Consider the following 16,899-nt stretch of genomic DNA (forward strand, 5'->3'; position numbering starts at 1 on the left):
TTCTCTACTTTTGGGAGTCCAATGGCCGTTTAGGACCACTTCAATTTTTCACGTAAACGCACCACTTCACCAATAATGGTCAAGGTTGGTGCCTGAATATGGTGCTTATTCACTTTCGATGCAATATCTTGGAGCGTTCCCACCACGACTTTTTGCTCTGGTGTGGTGCCTTTTGAGACTAGGGCTACTGGCATATCTGGACGCTGACCATGCTCAATCAATTGTGCACAGATTTTTTCCAGTCCAACCAGTCCCATATACAGTACTAAGGTCTGGTTTTCATAGACCAGTTCATTCCAAGGCAGCTCTGGTGAACCTTCTTTTAAATGACCTGTCAGGAAGCGCACGCTTTGCGCATAATCACGATGAGTGAGCGGAATACCAGCATAAGCTGAACAGCCTGAAGCTGCAGTAATGCCAGGCACGACCTGAAAGGCCACGCCAGCAGCAAACAGCTCTTCAATCTCTTCACCGCCACGACCAAAGATAAACGGATCACCGCCTTTTAGACGACAAACGCGCTTGCCTTCGCTGGCATATTTCACCAGTAAGGCATTAATTCCTTCTTGTGGCACTGCATGATTAGACCGCGCCTTACCGACATAGATCTTCTCTGCATCACGGCGACAGAGATCCATAATTGGTGCAGAGACCAAACGGTCATAGATCACCACATCGGCTTGTTGCATCAAACGTAAGGCTTTTAGCGTCAATAACTCTGGATCACCCGGTCCAGCACCGACCAGATAAACCTCACCTTTTGGCTTTTGCCATTCATTTAAAGCTTGTTCAATCAGACGGTCAGCTTCAGCCAGATTGTCATTAAATACCTGTTCTTTCAAAGGACTGGCATATAAATCTTCCCAGAAGATACGGCGTTCATCGGGATTAGTGATCTTGGCTTTAACTGCACTACGCCACTTACCAGAGAACTCAGCCAGTTTACCCATACCATGCGGAATGGTAGCTTCAAGCTGAGTGCGGATCTGACGAGACAATACCGGTGAAGTACCGTTACTGGCGACTGAAATAATCAGTGGTGAGCGGTCGATAATTGCTGGAACCATGAAACGGCAATGTGGCGGATCATCAACACTGTTGACCAGCACATTTTCGGCTTCACAGTCTTCAAACACCTGACGGTTGACTCCAGCATCATTGGTCGCTGCAATCACCAGACGATAGGAACGTAGAGAAATTTCAGAATTGAAAGGTGCCTGAACATATTGACCGGCGGTCGCTTGAACAATCTCAAGCAGACTCGCTTCAATCTTAGGTGCAATCACCGAAATGACTGCCCCTGCTTTCTGTAGCAATACCGCTTTACGGTATGCAATATGTCCACCACCGACAATCAGACAAGGTTGCTGTTGCAACTTTAACGAGATTGGAAAGATATCCACAAAATGCCTCAAAAAGTTTTAAATCTGACTGTCTAAGCAATTTTCATGCACATTTTGGTGCATACACCGACATTTAGTCGATGTAAGTTGCACCACCCATATACGGACGCAGTACTTCAGGGATCTCAATTGAACCATCAGCACGTTGATAGTTTTCCATGACCGCCAGTAAAGTACGACCTACAGCCAGGCCTGAACCATTCAGCGTATGCACGAATTCAGTTTTTTTCTGGTCAGCACGGTAACGCGCTTTCATACGGCGTGCCTGAAAGTCCCACATATTTGAGCAAGATGAAATTTCACGATACGTATTTTGACTTGGCACCCAGACTTCAAGGTCATAGGTTTTGCATGCACCAAAGCCCATATCACCGCCACACAGAATGATTTTACGGTATGGCAGACCTAATGCCTGCAAAATACCTTCGGCATGACCAGTTAGCTCTTCCAGTGCCTGCATAGAGTCTTCAGGTTTTACAATCTGCACCATCTCAACTTTGTCAAATTGGTGCTGACGGATCAAACCACGGGTATCACGGCCATAAGAGCCAGCTTCACTACGGAAACATGGGGTATGTGCTGCATATTTTAGTGGCAGACGGTCAGCATCAATGATTTCATCACGCACGAAGTTGGTTACAGGCACTTCAGCCGTAGGGATCAGGTAGAATTCTTTCTCACCTTGCAGCTTGAACAGGTCTTCTTCAAATTTTGGTAATTGACCAGTACCACGTAGAGAATCTGCATTCACCAAATAAGGAACATAGGCTTCGGTATAGCCATTTTTAGTGGTATGCGTATCCAGCATAAACTGGGTAATCGCACGTTGCAGACGCGCTAAAGGACCTTTCAGAACGCTGAAACGTGAACCGGTCAGTTTGGTCGCAGTTTCAAATTCCAGACCGCCCATCATTTCGCCCAGGTCAGTATGGTCTTTGATTTCAAAATCAAATTCGCGTGGTGTACCCCATTTCAGGACTTCCACATTGTCATTTTCATCTTTACCTTCAGGTACAGATTCATCTGGAAGGTTTGGAATAGACAGTGATTTTTCTTCTAGTTCAGCTTGCAGTTCAGCCAGAGCAGCTTCAGCAGCCTTAATTTCATCACCAATCGCAGACATGCGTGCCATAATTTCAGAGGCATCGCCACCTGCTTTTTTGATCTGACCCACTTGCTTGGCACCGGCATTACGCTCAGCTTGCAAGGATTCAGTTTTGGATTGAATCTCTTTACGTCGAGCTTCTAATGATGCCCACTCCTCAACATTCAGTTGAACACCACGTTTTGCCAAGGCTAAATTTACAGCCTCAATATTATTTCTAAGTAATTTCGGGTCGATCATAGCCAATCTTTGGATAAGAAAAAAACTGGCTATAGTGTAAGCTCTTAACGTCAAAAAATACAGTGACTGACCTACCGGCTGGAGTTTATTAGCGCAATATTTAAAGGCTTGTTTGAGGCAAAAGCGATAAATATTCAGGCCGGATGATCTCGCTTAATGCTGTATAAGGTACTTTTAATTCTGCCATGTCACTGATTGGCTTACTCAACTCACCTGCCGGATAAACCAGTACCAAGCCCTGACCGTCAAAATAATAATTGTCGCTCAATGCTAATTTCTGCTGGGTGATTTGATAGCGATCTAGCCAGTCTTTATTTGCTTGATATAGAGCCTGTTTCAGTTTTTCATCTGTATTACCGCGCACAACCTGATGAAGAGCTAGACGTTTCTTCTGTTTTATATCTAGATTGACATATTCACTATGAGATTGTGACTGGGCACGTTCAGGCTGATGAGTAGTTTTGAAGATAAAAGTAGCTAGATGAGCATGCTGATTCAGGTAACTCACCTGAATGGAACGCTGATCAATAAATTTCGGCTCATCCTTTGCTTTAATTTTATTACTGGTCACTTTGCTAAAAGCGACCGGCTCAGTACGCTGGATCCGCTCCATAAAATACTGATCAATCCAGCTGATATTGGTATCTACAGTCTGCAAATCAAAACGCACACAACCTTCGATTTCACACACGACCTGATTAGCATCTTTAACCGGAATTGTTTTGGACTGAATTTGCCCCGTGTCTTCTGATTGCGCGGATGTAGTGACTGAAGAGGTTTGAGGCTGACAGGCAAATAACCCCAGATTCAAACATAAGATACAACCGATCCAGCCTATTTTATATAAAGTCATTTTCATCCTGAGCTCCTAAAATTTTGCAATTTCATTGACTCAACTTTTGTTTATTCTAAAACGCCCGAACTTCCAGATATACGCCAACCTTGTAATGACTCCAAATCCATCCCGATCAGGAACAAAAAAGCAACCCGGAGGTCACTGCTGTCCCATAGTTTGCTTTAAATAAAAAAACCTGAGTCCTAACAGTTAAAATATGAGTGCAAACAAACACTTTAACGACCAGGATTCAGGTTTTGTCACATCAGAATACCGTATTTCATGAGCTAATTAAACCTGTTGTGCGACAGGATTTTGAACAACTTGCTAAAGTACACCATGTTGGACAGAAATTTAGAGCGGCTTCCCGGTGGGATCAGTTTATTGCCATATTAATGTCTCAATTCTCTTGTAGGCAAAGTCTGAGAGATATTCAATCCAATTTGGAGTGCCAACAGGAAAAGCTAAGTCATCTCGGAGCAAAGTCTATTCCCCGAAGCACGCTGGCACGAATCAATGAGCAGCAGCCTGCTGCCTTGTATCAACAGCTATTTTACAAGTTGCTTAAATACTATGACCACTCAAAAGTCGCTCATAAATTTCGCTTTAAGAATCCCTTGTATTCCTTGGATGCCAGTCATATTGACCTGTCGCTTTCCTTATGTGAATGGGCCAAAGTTCACGACTCAAAAGCCAGCATGAAACTCAGTATAGGATTGAATCACAGCAATGATATTCCTGAGTTTGTTGCAGTTGAAAATGGCAAAGAAAATGACATGGTACAAGGCCGCAAATTCCAGTTTCCTGCTGGCAGCATTGTAGTTTTTGATAAAGGCTATGTCGATTACCAATGGTATGCAAATCTGACTGCTCAAAACATTGGATTTGTCACACGTTTTAGGCCTAAATCTGTGTATCAGGTGATCCAGCAACATCCAGTGCTTGAATCCAAAGGTATTCTAAAAGATGAAACCATTCAGCTGAATAGCGCACATGCCCTAAAAAGAAAAGCCCCAGTGTTAAGAAGAATTGAATATAGAGATCAGCAAAGTGGCAAGCACTTTAGCTTTCTCAGCAATAACTTTCATTTAGCCGCCTCCACCATTGCGGCGATTTATAAAGATCGTTGGAAAGTTGAGCTGTTCTTTAAGGCGATTAAGCAGAATCTCAAATTAAAAGCGTTTCTAGGCCGCAGCAGGAACGCAATTCAGACACAAATCTGGATTGCGATGATCGCCTATTTATTGGTGAGTTTCGCTCAACATTTAGGAAAAACAGGTTGGACAGTTCAACGTTTACTCAGAATAATTCAAGTGAATTTGTTTGAAAGAAGAACTTTAAAAGCTTTATTTTCACCCGATAAAATACCCATAAAACAAGAGGAAGCTCATTTGGGCTTCCTCTTGTGAAAAATTGTGGGACAGCAATGACCCGGAGGTTGCTTTTTTATTTAGGGTGTATTGATGCTTACTGATCAATAATGTCTGTGCCCTTTGGCGGAGTAAAGTTAAACGTAGATGCCGGAATCGTGGTATTCAGTTTTACATTACTAAATTTAATATTCGTAGTCTGACCTAAGGAATCTTGCAAAATCATCAAGCTAGGCGCTTTGTTCGCACCAAAACTAATAGTCAGGCTTTCAAACACCCCATCGGTATTTTTCGGATAAAGCGTATAATAGGTTTTAGCTTTATTCGGCTGAGTTACGCGATAAGATTGCATAATCTGGCTGGTATTGCCGGACAATAATAATGCCGGTGTATTTGCCACCTGGTCGTCTAGACTCTGACGCACTGCTTGCTGCAAGTCTGGATCATAGATCCATACGGTTTTACCTGTAGTGGCAATGGTCTGTTTAGATGGACTAGAAGTTTCCCAGTAGAATTTACCTGGACGCGCCACCTTCATCACACCTTTAAAGGTCTGGTTCATGTGCTGGGCGGTTAAGCCTTTTTTCTGGGTCGCTTTCGGATTCGTGACTTTAGTCGTTTGTTCAAAATTTGCAGTTAAGCTACGGATATTGCTGAGCTGTTTCACCAGATTCGCAGTAGCTTGCTGCTCCGTCGCTGCAGTTGCGGCAAATACAGTCGTGCTCATGACAGGTGCCAGTGTCGCCGTACCGATTGTTATGGCACATACAGTTTTACGAAGCATACTCATAATCTCACCTTTTTGTATTTGCATATTGCTATTTATCTAATGGCTCATATTAAACCAATTTCTCGAACTAAGATGATAGAAAATAAGAAGTTTTGTATTGTTATTAATGCAGAATTCCTGTTTTTATTCATCATGATGAAGATTCAATAGTGATATTTACATTCGCTGTCACAGCTTTATAAGCCGATAAATCTTCATGCATAAAAAAACCCACAGAAACTGTGGGTCTTTTTTCTATTTCAGCAAATTATGCTTCAACAGATACGTAGCGACGGCCAAATTGACCTTTCACTTCGAATTTTACTACGCCATCAGCAGTAGCAAATAATGTATGGTCACGGCCCATACCTACGTTTTGACCAGCGTGGAATTCAGTACCACGTTGACGAACGATGATGTTACCTGCAGTTACAGTTTGGCCACCGTAAACTTTAACACCTAACATCTTAGGATTCGAATCACGACCGTTCTTAGTCGAACCACCGGCTTTTTTAGTTGCCATGTCTATTTACTCCTAGTAATTAGCCTGAGATACCAGTAATTTTCAACTCAGTGAACCATTGACGGTGACCTTGTTGTTTACGGTAGTGCTTACGACGACGCATTTTGATGATGCGGATTTTGTCGTGACGACCATGGCTAACTACTTCTGCAGTTACTTTAGCGCCAGCTACAACTGGAGCACCGATTTGAATGCTATCACCGTTTACAAGCATAAGTACGTCATCAAACGTAATTGTTGAACCAGTTTCAGCTTTCAATAATTCAACTTTAAGGGTTTCACCCTCAACTACACGGTGCTGTTTACCACCGCTTTGGATTACTGCGTACATAATGTACTCCAAACATGCCCGTGTCGACGTGCCGATAAAGGAATATATCGATCTTAAAACGCGCGCCACTGGGGGTTATACAAGGGCAAAGATTTTAAGGGATATTATAAGAAACAACAAGCCATTTTAAGGAAATAATCATGAACTCCATTATAAAGCCTATAAATCATTAAATTATTCATTCAAAATCAAAGATTAATACCGGATATACTGACCAAAAAACGCTGCTCAATTCCGAGTTTTCCAGCTGCCTGAGAATGTTTAGAAAAAAACTTTAGCGGAAAGATATTGTTCATTTTTTAAATGTCAAAATTTAGGCTAAACTCAAAGAAGTGCTATAAAAAGCTGATTTTTAGTGGAGTTTGTGCTTTTCTTAGCTTTCACTCATGTTATAAATTGTTAAACTACCCGCTGCGATTTACCAAACTAGAGGTTTTCTTTCACATGGCCATCGACTTTAAGCAAGATATTCTCGCTCCTGTTGCTAACGACTTTGCTGCGATGGACACATTCATTAACGAAGGAATTACCTCAAAAGTAGCGCTGGTGATGGCGGTCAGCAAGCATGTGGTTGAAGCTGGCGGCAAGCGTATGCGCCCAATCATGTGCCTGTTGGCAGCAAAAGCCTGTGGTGCCGTAGAACTGGAACAACATCGCAAACTGGCCGCCATTATCGAAATGTTGCATACGGCAACTCTAGTTCATGATGATGTTGTGGATGAGTCAGGCTTACGCCGTGGCCGTCCAACTGCCAATGCGACCTGGAACAATCAGACAGCTGTGCTAGTGGGTGATTTCCTAATTTCGCGTGCCTTTGATTTGTTGGTCGACCTTAACAATATGACCCTGCTCAAAGACTTCTCTACGGGTACCTGCGAAATTGCCGAAGGCGAAGTTCTGCAACTGCAATCGCAACATCAGCCAGAAACCTCAGAAGAAACCTATTTGAGCATTATTCATGGCAAGACTTCTCGCCTGTTTGAACTGGCGACCGAAGGTGCCGCTATTCTTTCCGACAAGACTGAGTTCCGTGAACCGTTACGTAAATTCGCCGGTCACTTCGGTAATGCTTTCCAGATTATTGATGACATTCTGGACTATACATCTGATGCTGAAACCCTAGGTAAAAACATCGGTGATGACCTGATGGAAGGCAAACCGACCCTGCCATTGATTGCTGCCATGAAGAATACGACCGGTGAATCACATGAAATTATTCGTCGCAGTATTGCAACGGGCGGAACAGATCATTTGGCAGAAGTGATCAAGATTGTAAATGATTCTGGCGCTTTGGATTATTGCCGCCAGCGTGCAACTGAAGAAACAGAAATTGCAATTCAAGCCTTGAATGCACTACCCGATTCAGAGTATCGTCAGGCCCTCGTTAATCTGGCCAAACTGGCTCTTCACCGGATTCAATAGCCGCTTACCTCGCCTATGCATATTAATTTTCTTGATATTTTTCAAAGCATGCAGCACCAGCTTGAACAACCACAGGCGGTGCTGGATGAGAATTTGCTCATCCAACTTGTAGAACGTATACGCCCAGAAGACAGCAGAAATACAGAAGAAATCGAAACAAAATTTAATGCATTTATCCGGGCTTTACTGCTCACTCCCAATGCAGTCTTAACCTTACAAAGTTTCACTTTAAGAGTTATCAATCGTTATAAACAAGCCAGCTTGTTTTCCGATACCGGGATTCTTTCTCTAGATGGTTTCTGGAACCAGCTGAATCAGCGGATCGGGGCGCATATCCTGCCGGTGATTCCAGATCATCTGCAGCTTCAGGAATTGTTCCGCAAGATTTTCTATTTGCGTACCGATAAATACTGGCTGGATTATTTTGATGAAGCAGACTGGCAGCGACTTTTTGCTGTTGTAAATCAGGGTCATTCTAATCAGGTAGAAAAAACCCGAATCAAAGATCAGATCATTAAAGCACTAACGATTCTGTCCTACCGGGTGAGTGGGATCGGTCTGCATCCTGAATTTATTAATGCTCAGCCTGAGCTCATGGAATATGAATCACCTTTTCTGGTGCAAAACCGTGAGATCATTGAATTTATCCAGGAATATAAAAAACGCTATAACACGGTAGAACTGGTGGATGCGATTACGCCGCCAGATGCTTCCCAAGCTCTGGTCATGCTGGAGCAGTGTCACGATGTTGTCGCCAAAATTCGCCGCTCTACCAAACGGATTGGGGTCAGTGTCAGCCTGACCTATATGCTGGCCTTACTGGAACAGTGTCTGGAACGGATTGAAATCCTGCTGAATATGGTGCTGGATGATGATGACCTGCGTTATCAATCCATTGGCCTGTTTATCGCCGATATTACCGAAGCAATTTATAGTGAACGCAGTGTGCGTGCCTTACTGACTACCAATAGTGAACTCCTGGCTTTACAGGTGACTGAAAATGCCAGTAAAACCGGTGAACATTATGTAAGTACCGACAAGCAAGGCTTTCTGGCCATGTACAAATCGGCAGCCGGTGCCGGTGTCATCATTGCCTTTATGGCTTCGCTGAAAGTCTTAATGGCGCGTGTCACCATGGCACCTTTAATGCAAGCCTTTAGCTATAGCATGAACTATTCGCTCGGTTTTATGCTAATTCATGTACTGCACTTTACCGTTGCGACCAAACAACCGGCAATGACCGCAGCTGCACTGGCTTCTACCGTACAGCAGCGTAAGGGTTCGAAAACTGCCCAGATTGCTGAACTGGCTGCCCTGATTGTGAATATTATCCGGACCCAGTTTGTCGCGATTCTTGGGAACATTTCCATCGCAATCCCGGTTGCAGCACTGATTGCCCTGATGTGGGAGTTTGCCCTACATGAGCCATTAATGACGCATGCCAAAGCAGCCAAAACCTTATATGACCTGAACCCATTTACTTCTTTGGCGATTCCTCATGCAGCAGTGGCTGGCGTATGTTTATTCCTGTCAGGCCTATTAGCCGGTTATTTCGATAATATGGCAGTGTATCGGAAGGTCGGTCCTCGTCTGAGAGCTCATGTGCGCCTGTCACAACTGATGGGACAAGAACGTCTGCATCGATTTGCCGATTATATTGAGCGTAATCTAGGTGCACTGGCGGGTAATTTCATTTTTGGGGTTATGCTGGGCAGTATGGGTACTATTGGTTTCATTCTCGGTCTACCTTTAGATATTCGTCATATTGCCTTTGCGTCTGCCAACTTTATCCAAGGACTGATCAATATTAATGGTCCAGATATTGGACTCATTATCATCTCTTTCCTGGGTGTTCTGCTGATTGGTCTGACTAACCTTTTTGTAAGTTTCAGCCTGACCATTATTGTGGCATTACGCGCACGACGGGTGCGTTTCGAACAGTGGAAACCGCTCGCCAAACTGGTCATGACCCATTTCCTGACTCGCCCAAGTGAGTTTTTCTGGCCGCCGAAGCAAACCATTGAAATTGACGAAAATCATACATCCACAAAACTGTAAAATTGCGAGAATATTTGGGCATTTAGGTACAAAATCCCATAAATAAAAAATGGAATTTGCATAAAATACGCACTCTTGAAAAAAAGTGTACTGGCAAGTACACTTTAGCGCAGACAGTTAACCGGTTGAATAACGGTTAAAAGGACAAGGATTTTTGGCATGCATTACTTGTTACTTATTGTCGGAATTTTATTTTTAATTTTCAGTGTGTTATTTCTTGATATTGCAACTTTAAGCCAGTTAGATGTGCTTGCAATAGAATGGATTAGCGGCTATCGCACAGAATTTTTAAATCAAATTAATCAGTCCTTATCAGTGATAGGTGGCATGCCATTTGTATTATTTTTATCCACACTATGGTGTATTTTTCTACTGTGGTATAAAAAGTATGCAAGCGTAATTTTTATATGTATCGGAATTATCGGAGGAATTCTCCTAGGCTGGCTTTTAAAATTCAGTATTGCCCGACCTCGACCAGCAGAGTCTTTTCATCTGGTTGAAAGCTATGGAAGCTCCTTCCCGAGTGCCCATAGCGTCTATGCAGCCTGTCTCGGCTGTCTGGCAATATTCATATATCGGCAACATCCCCGACATACCATCATCTGGATGGGTGCAGGTGCATGGATGCTGATTATGGGTATTTCAAGAGTTTATCTAGGTGTACATTTTCCTTCAGATGTCATATCCGGCTGGAGTATAAGTTTTATTTGGATTTCGTTGTGGTATATGGTCTGGATCAGATATTGCACGGCTCACAAATAAAAAAATTTAGATAAGAATCCAATTGAGGTGGAACAATGATGTCTGCAAAGCTTTGGGCACCCGCCCTGACTGCTTGCGCATTAGCAACAAGTCTTGCACTTGTTGGTTGTAGCAAAGATCCTAAAGAGGGCCAGCAAGCTGGTGCTCAGCAGCAAATGCCACCGACTGAAGTCGGTATTCTTGTTGCACAGCCACAAAGTGTCGAGCAGTCTGTAGAGCTCTCAGGTCGTACAACAGCATTTGAGATTTCTGAAGTACGTCCACAGGCTAGTGGTGTGGTGCTTAAACGCTTATTCACTGAGGGTAGCTATGTCCGTGAAGGTCAGGCGCTTTATGAAATCGATTCAAGCACTAACCGTACTACTGTTGATAATGCCCGTGCTGCGATTGCCCGTGCTGAAGCGAATTTAGGTGTATTGCGTGTTAAAGAAGGCCGTTACCGTCAACTGGTCGGTACCAATGCCATTTCTAAACAGGAATACGATGACATCGCAGCACAGGTCAAACTGGCTGAAGCTGATTTGAATGCAAACCGTGCAACTTTACGTAATGCTGAAATCAACCTGGGCTATTCAACCGTACGTGCACCGATTTCTGGTCAAACTAACCGTTCTTCGATTACGGCGGGTGCGTTAGTGACTGCAAATCAGACAGAACCACTGGTTACGATTCAGCGCCTAGATCCAATCTATGTAGATATCAACCAATCCAGTGCTGAACTGCTGCGCCTGCGTCAACAGCTAAGCAAAGGCAACCTCAACAGCTCAAACAACACCAAAGTGAAGTTAAAGCTTGAAGATGGCAGCATCTACCCTGTCGAAGGCCGTCTTGCATTCTCGGATGCCAGCGTGAACCCTGAAACAGGTACTGTGACTTTACGTGCAGTATTCCCGAACAAAAACCATTTACTTCTGCCAGGTATGTTTGCCACAGCGCAAATCGTACAAGGCGAAATTCCAAATGCCTTCCTGATTCCACAAGCGGCGTTAACCCGTACACCTACGGGTCAGGCCATGGCGATGCTGGTGGGTGCTGACAATAAAGTGACTCCACGTCCAGTAACGACAGTCGGGACTCAAGGCAGCAACTGGATCGTAACCGAAGGTTTGAATCCGGGTGATAAAGTGATTGTTGACGGTATTGCTAAGGTAAAACCTGAACAGCAAGTGGTGCCTAAACCTTATCAACCTCAAGCGGCTGCCCCACAAGGTGCTGCTCAACCAGCTGCACAGCAACCTGCAGCAGATGCAAAAAAGGCAGATGATGCAAAGAAACAACCTGAACAAAAACCTGCTGCAAATGCATAAGGAGTAATGGTTCATGGCTCAATTCTTTATCCATCGCCCGATTTTTGCATGGGTGATTGCATTGGTAATTATGCTGGCGGGTATTTTGACCATCAGCAAAATGCCAATTGCTCAATATCCGACGATCGCGCCACCGACAGTCACCATTTCTGCGACTTATCCGGGTGCATCTGCAGCGACTGTAGAAAATACAGTAACGCAGATCATCGAGCAGCAGATGAACGGTCTGGATGGCTTGCGTTATATTTCTTCGAACAGTGCCGGTAACGGTCAGGCATCCATCGCCTTAAACTTTGAACAGGGTGTCGATCCTGATATCGCACAGGTACAGGTACAAAACAAGTTACAGTCAGCGACTGCACTTTTGCCTGATGATGTACAACGTCAGGGTGTACGTGTTACCAAATCTGGTGCCAGCTTCCTTCAGGTATTAGCTTTCTATTCGCCTGATGGCAGCCTGACTGCAGATGACATTAAAGACTATGTGAACTCAAATATTTCTGAACCTTTAAGCCGTGTGGCCGGGGTTGGTGAAGTTCAGGTCTTTGGAGGTTCTTATGCAATGCGTATCTGGCTGGATCCAGCCAAAATGGCTAGTCTGCAAGTGACTCCAAGTGATGTGGCTCAGGCAATCCGTACCCAGAACGCTCAGGTGGCTGTCGGTCAATTAGGTGGTGCGCCACAGATTGAAGGTCAGGTGCTGAATGCGACGGTGAATGCGCAAAGTCTGCTGCAAACACCTGAACAGTTCGAAAACATCTTCTTGAAAAATACCACTTCAGGTGCTCAAGTCCGTCTGGGCGATGTCGCACGTGTAGAACTGGGTGCAGACAACTACCAGTTTGATTCTAAATTCAACGGTAAACCGGCTGGCGGTGTTGCGATTAAACTTGCAACTGGCGCCAATGCGCTGGATACCGCTGAAGCAGTTGAAGAACGGCTAAAACAGTTACGTCCGAACTATCCGCAAGGGATGGTAGATACCCTGGCATTTGATACCACACCATTTATTCAGTTATCGATTGAATCGGTGGTTCATACCCTAATCGAAGCGGTCATTCTGGTCTTCATCGTGATGTTCCTGTTCTTGCAGAACTGGCGTGCAACGATTATTCCAACCATGGCCGTTCCAGTGGTTGTATTAGGTACTTTTGCAATCATTAATATCTTCGGCTTCTCGATCAATACCTTGACCATGTTTGCGATGGTTCTTGCAATTGGTCTGCTGGTCGATGATGCGATCGTTGTGGTCGAAAACGTTGAACGTGTCATGGCTGAAGAGCATCTTGATCCTGTGACGGCGACTGCAAAGTCGATGAAACAGATCTCTGGTGCGCTGATCGGTATTACCTCTGTACTGTCTGCAGTATTCGTACCAATGGCATTCTTTGGTGGTTCTACAGGGGTTATCTATCGCCAGTTCTCAATCACGCTGGTCACAGCAATGGTTCTGTCTCTGGTGGTGGCCTTAACCTTTACCCCTGCCCTGTGTGCGACCATTCTGAAACAGCATGATCCGAACAAGCCGCAAAGCAACAACCCGGCTGCGCGTTTCTTCCGCTGGTTTAACCATAGCTTTGACCGTGTTTCTGTGAAATATCAGGGCGGTGTCAATCGTATGACCCACCACAAAATTTTCTCCGGTATCATCTATGCGGTGGTGATCGGAATTATTGTGCTGATCTTCCAGAAACTGCCTTCTTCATTCTTACCTGATGAGGACCAAGGTGTCGTGATGACGCTGGTACAGTTGCCACCAAATGCAACCTTGGAACGTACCGATAAAGTCATCAATACCATGACAGGCTACTTCCTGGAAAATGAAAAAGATCATGTCCAATCTGTCTTCAGTGTGGCTGGTTTCTCATTCACAGGTGTAGGTCAAAACGCTGGTCTGGCATTTATCAAACTGAAAGACTGGTCTGAACGTACCACACCAGAATCACAGGTCGGTGCAATTATCCAGCGTGGTATGGCACTGAACATGATTGTGAAAGATGCGTCTTACATCATGCCATTACAATTGCCAGCAATGCCTGAACTGGGTGTATCTGCCGGCTTTAACATGCAGTTAAAAGCAGCAAGTGGTCAAAGCCATGAGCAACTTTTGGCAGCGCGTAATACTGTTCTGGGTCTGGCTGCACAAGACAAACGTCTTGCAGGTGTCCGTCCAAATGGTCAGGAAGATAACCCGCAGTACCGTGTGATTGTCGATCATGCACAAGCCGGTGCTTTAGGTGTCAGCATTTCTGAAATTAACAGCACCATGAGCATGGCGTGGGGTGGTTCGTACATCAACGACTTCCTTGACCGTGGTCGAGTGAAAAAAGTGTACGTTCAGGGTGAAGCCAGCTCTCGTATGATGCCGGAAGACCTGAACCAGTGGTATGTTCGTAACAACCGTGGCGAAATGGTACCGTTCTCTGCATTCGCAACGGGTGAATGGACCTATGGTTCGCCTCGTCTAGAACGCTATAACGGCGTATCTGCAATGAACATTCAGGGTACACCGGCACCGGGCGTGAGCTCAGGTGATGCAATGCGTGCGATGGAAGAAATCATTGCCAAGCTTCCTGAAATGGGCATGCAAGGTTTCGACTATGAATGGACTGGTCTGTCTCTGGAAGAACGTGAGTCTGGCGCACAGGCACCATTCTTGTACGCGCTTTCACTGTTGATCGTGTTCCTGTGTCTGGCTGCATTGTATGAAAGCTGGTCAATTCCATTCTCGGTTCTTCTGGTTGTACCATTAGGCATCGTGGGTGCATTACTATTGACCTTTGGCGGTATGATTCTGTTTAAAGACCCGAACCTGTCGAATAACATCTACTTCCAGGTAGCGATTATTGCCGTAATTGGTCTTTCTGCGAAAAACGCAATCTTGATTGTGGAATTCGCCAAAGAGCTGCAGGAACAAGGCGAAGAGTTGTTTGATGCGACCCTGCATGCAGCAAAAATGCGTTTACGTCCAATTATCATGACCACCCTTGCCTTCGGTTTTGGTGTACTTCCACTAGCACTTGCTTCAGGTGCCGGTGCGGGTAGCCAGCACTCCGTCGGTTATGGTGTCCTCGGTGGTGTAATCAGTTCGACTCTTTTAGGTATCTTCTTTATTCCTGTATTCTACGTGTGGATTCGAAGTATCTTTAAATACAAACCAAAACAACAAAATCAGGAGTACAAGTCGTAATGCAAAATATATGGTCTATTACAGGTCGTAGCATTGCGGTATCTGCCCTCGCGCTTGCTTTGACTGCATGTCAAAGCATGCGTGGCCCAGAGCCCGTTGCAGAGGCGAATATCCCAAGCAGTTATACCAATGCTTCAGGTACTTCTGTAGCAGAACAGGGTTATAAAGAATTCTTTGCTGACCAGCGCCTGTTACAGGTACTGGACTTGGCATTGACCAATAACCGTGATTTGCGTACTGCCGCATTAAACATTCAGCGTGCCCAACAGGCTTATCAGATTTCTGAAAATGACCGTCTGCCAACCATTGGTGCGAGCGGCAGCGTGTTACGTCAGGATACTGGCAGTAACAACCCGCAAAGCCGTGGCGCTGTGACGACTTATAATGTCGGTCTAGGCGTAACTGCATTTGAGCTAGATTTCTGGGGTCGTGTGCGTAGCTTGCGTGACAATGCTTTAGATACTTATCTGGCGACTCAAAGTGCGCGTGATGCGACTCAGATTTCTCTGATCGGTCAGGTGGCCCAAGCATGGCTGAGTTACTCATTTGCCAATGCCAATCTGGCGCTGGCTGAGCAAACGCTGAAAGCCCAGCTTGAATCTTACAACCTGAACAAGAAACGTTTTGATGTTGGGATCGATAGCGAACTTCCAGTACGTCAGGCGCAAATTTCTGTTGAAACTGCGCGTAATGATGTTGCCAACTATCGCACCCAGGTGGCTCAGGCACAAAACCTGTTAAATCTGCTTGTAGGTCAACCCGTACCGGCCAACCTGTTACCGGCACAACGTGTTACCCGCATTACCTCTAATGCGGCCCTAGGTGCAGGCTTACCAAGTGACCTGCTGATTAACCGTCCGGATGTACGTGCAGCTGAATACCGTCTGTCTGCGGCAGGTGCCAATATTGGGGCTGCCCGTGCACGTCTGTACCCAACCATCAGTCTGACGGGTTCTGCAGGTTTTGCATCTGCGGATCTGGGTGATCTGTTCAAATCTGGCAGTTTTGCGTGGTCTGTAGGCCCAAGTCTGGATATTCCAATTTTCGATTGGGGTACACGTCAGGCCAATATTCGTATTTCTGAAACAGATCAGCAAATTGCGCTGTCAGATTATGAAAAATCCATTCAAACTGCATTCCGTGAAGTGAATGATGCCCTGGCGGTACGACAGAACATTGGTGACCGTATTGCTGCTCAACGCCGTCTGGTTGATGCGACCAACACGACTTACCGCCTGTCTCTAGCACGTTTCCGTGCCGGTATTGACAGCTATCTGACTGTACTGGATGCACAACGTGCTTCATATGCAGCAGAACAAGGTTTGTTATTACTTGAACAGGCGAATCTGAACAGCCAGGTTGAGCTGTACAAGAGTCTTGGTGGTGGTTTGAAAGTTAACACTTCAGACACCGTAGCGTATCGCCCGTCTGTGACCGAACAGCGTCGTGCCGAACAGGCAAAATAAGCTTAATCTCTTTTTCAGAAAAGCTCACTTCGGTGGGCTTTTTTTATACGTTGGTCCAATAGCCGATATATTTTGATTGAATCAAAAAATCTGTATACTCAATTGGATGAGACTTAAC

Annotated in this window: 13 protein-coding genes; 7 read left to right on the forward strand and 6 right to left on the reverse strand. The window is 44.9% G+C overall.

Translation table 11 applies throughout. The features are described 5' to 3' along the window. Positions 1 to 29 precede the first annotated feature (29 nt). The 3 genes from cysG to O4M77_RS10565 form a co-directional block, all read right to left on the reverse strand. Positions 30 to 1,403 carry a siroheme synthase CysG gene (gene cysG / locus O4M77_RS10555; protein WP_323713459.1) on the reverse strand — a complete coding sequence of 458 codons (1,374 nt, stop codon included), beginning with the start codon at positions 1,401 to 1,403 and terminating at the stop codon, positions 30 to 32. Between the two features lie 73 nt (positions 1,404 to 1,476). Then, complete coding sequence (serS, locus tag O4M77_RS10560) at positions 1,477 to 2,748, reverse strand: serine--tRNA ligase (protein WP_005236894.1); 1,272 nt, start codon at positions 2,746 to 2,748, stop codon at positions 1,477 to 1,479. A 100-nt stretch (positions 2,749 to 2,848) separates the two neighbouring features. Next, positions 2,849 to 3,607 carry a DUF3298 domain-containing protein gene (locus tag O4M77_RS10565; protein ID WP_323713460.1) on the reverse strand — a complete coding sequence of 253 codons (759 nt, stop codon included), beginning with the start codon at positions 3,605 to 3,607 and terminating at the stop codon, positions 2,849 to 2,851. A gap of 233 nt (positions 3,608 to 3,840) precedes the next feature. Between O4M77_RS10565 and O4M77_RS10570 the strand changes: the two genes are divergently transcribed. Beyond that, positions 3,841 to 4,992 carry an IS4-like element ISAbe18 family transposase gene (locus O4M77_RS10570; RefSeq protein ID WP_323713461.1) on the forward strand — a complete coding sequence of 384 codons (1,152 nt, stop codon included), beginning with the start codon at positions 3,841 to 3,843 and terminating at the stop codon, positions 4,990 to 4,992. 58 nt (positions 4,993 to 5,050) lie between these two features. Here the strand turns inward: O4M77_RS10570 and lolA are convergent, their stop codons facing one another. From lolA to rplU, 3 genes are all read right to left on the reverse strand, one after another. Further along, positions 5,051 to 5,743: an outer membrane lipoprotein chaperone LolA gene (gene lolA, locus O4M77_RS10575; RefSeq protein WP_004784895.1), complete on the reverse strand. Its 693-nt coding sequence runs from the start codon at positions 5,741 to 5,743 to the stop codon at positions 5,051 to 5,053. Positions 5,744 to 5,990: 247 nt separating this feature from the next. After that, on the reverse strand, positions 5,991 to 6,245 hold the full coding sequence (gene rpmA, locus O4M77_RS10580; protein WP_004784896.1) for a 50S ribosomal protein L27: 255 nt from the start codon (positions 6,243 to 6,245) through the stop codon (positions 5,991 to 5,993). A gap of 19 nt (positions 6,246 to 6,264) precedes the next feature. Beyond that, complete coding sequence (gene rplU / locus O4M77_RS10585; protein ID WP_004784898.1) at positions 6,265 to 6,576, reverse strand: 50S ribosomal protein L21; 312 nt, start codon at positions 6,574 to 6,576, stop codon at positions 6,265 to 6,267. 444 nt (positions 6,577 to 7,020) lie between these two features. Between rplU and sdsA the strand changes: the two genes are divergently transcribed. The 6 genes from sdsA (at position 7,021) to adeK (ending at position 16,781) form a co-directional block, all read left to right on the forward strand. Further along, positions 7,021 to 7,998: an All-trans-nonaprenyl-diphosphate synthase gene (gene sdsA, locus O4M77_RS10590; RefSeq protein WP_004784900.1), complete on the forward strand. Its 978-nt coding sequence runs from the start codon at positions 7,021 to 7,023 to the stop codon at positions 7,996 to 7,998. Positions 7,999 to 8,013: 15 nt separating this feature from the next. Next, positions 8,014 to 10,056, forward strand: coding sequence for a site-specific recombinase (locus tag O4M77_RS10595; RefSeq protein ID WP_159123405.1), 2,043 nt, complete (start codon positions 8,014 to 8,016; stop codon positions 10,054 to 10,056). Positions 10,057 to 10,215: 159 nt separating this feature from the next. Beyond that, positions 10,216 to 10,818, forward strand: a complete 603-nt coding sequence (locus O4M77_RS10600) for a phosphatase PAP2 family protein (RefSeq protein ID WP_159123404.1) — start codon at positions 10,216 to 10,218, stop codon at positions 10,816 to 10,818. A 35-nt stretch (positions 10,819 to 10,853) separates the two neighbouring features. Further along, positions 10,854 to 12,125, forward strand: coding sequence for an efflux RND transporter periplasmic adaptor subunit (locus O4M77_RS10605; RefSeq protein ID WP_166137622.1), 1,272 nt, complete (start codon positions 10,854 to 10,856; stop codon positions 12,123 to 12,125). A gap of 13 nt (positions 12,126 to 12,138) precedes the next feature. After that, positions 12,139 to 15,315 (forward strand): efflux RND transporter permease subunit, encoded by a 3,177-nt coding sequence (locus O4M77_RS10610; RefSeq protein ID WP_180179116.1) that lies wholly within the window; start codon positions 12,139 to 12,141, stop codon positions 15,313 to 15,315. After that, positions 15,315 to 16,781: a multidrug efflux RND transporter AdeIJK outer membrane channel subunit AdeK gene (gene adeK, locus O4M77_RS10615; protein WP_166137626.1), complete on the forward strand. Its 1,467-nt coding sequence runs from the start codon at positions 15,315 to 15,317 to the stop codon at positions 16,779 to 16,781. Before O4M77_RS10610 ends, adeK begins: the two co-directional genes overlap by 1 nt. Positions 16,782 to 16,899: the final 118 nt, after the last annotated feature.

The sequence above is a fragment of the Acinetobacter sp. YWS30-1 genome, assembly GCF_033558715.1.
GTDB lineage: Bacteria > Pseudomonadota > Gammaproteobacteria > Pseudomonadales > Moraxellaceae > Acinetobacter.

Excerpts from the sequence above, each read along its gene's own strand:
- adeK (WP_166137626.1), top strand. The coding sequence starts at position 15,315 with ATGCAAAATATATGGTCTATTACAGGTCGTAGCATTGCGGTATCTGCC.
- O4M77_RS10600 (WP_159123404.1), top strand. The coding sequence starts at position 10,216 with ATGCATTACTTGTTACTTATTGTCGGAATTTTATTTTTAATTTTCAGT.
- O4M77_RS10595 (WP_159123405.1), top strand. The coding sequence starts at position 8,014 with ATGCATATTAATTTTCTTGATATTTTTCAAAGCATGCAGCACCAGCTT.
- rplU (WP_004784898.1), bottom strand. The coding sequence starts at position 6,576 with ATGTACGCAGTAATCCAAAGCGGTGGTAAACAGCACCGTGTAGTTGAG.
- O4M77_RS10565 (WP_323713460.1), bottom strand. The coding sequence starts at position 3,607 with ATGAAAATGACTTTATATAAAATAGGCTGGATCGGTTGTATCTTATGT.
- serS (WP_005236894.1), bottom strand. The coding sequence starts at position 2,748 with ATGATCGACCCGAAATTACTTAGAAATAATATTGAGGCTGTAAATTTA.
- O4M77_RS10605 (WP_166137622.1), top strand. The coding sequence starts at position 10,854 with ATGATGTCTGCAAAGCTTTGGGCACCCGCCCTGACTGCTTGCGCATTA.
- rpmA (WP_004784896.1), bottom strand. The coding sequence starts at position 6,245 with ATGGCAACTAAAAAAGCCGGTGGTTCGACTAAGAACGGTCGTGATTCG.
- sdsA (WP_004784900.1), top strand. The coding sequence starts at position 7,021 with ATGGCCATCGACTTTAAGCAAGATATTCTCGCTCCTGTTGCTAACGAC.
- O4M77_RS10610 (WP_180179116.1), top strand. The coding sequence starts at position 12,139 with ATGGCTCAATTCTTTATCCATCGCCCGATTTTTGCATGGGTGATTGCA.
- lolA (WP_004784895.1), bottom strand. The coding sequence starts at position 5,743 with ATGAGTATGCTTCGTAAAACTGTATGTGCCATAACAATCGGTACGGCG.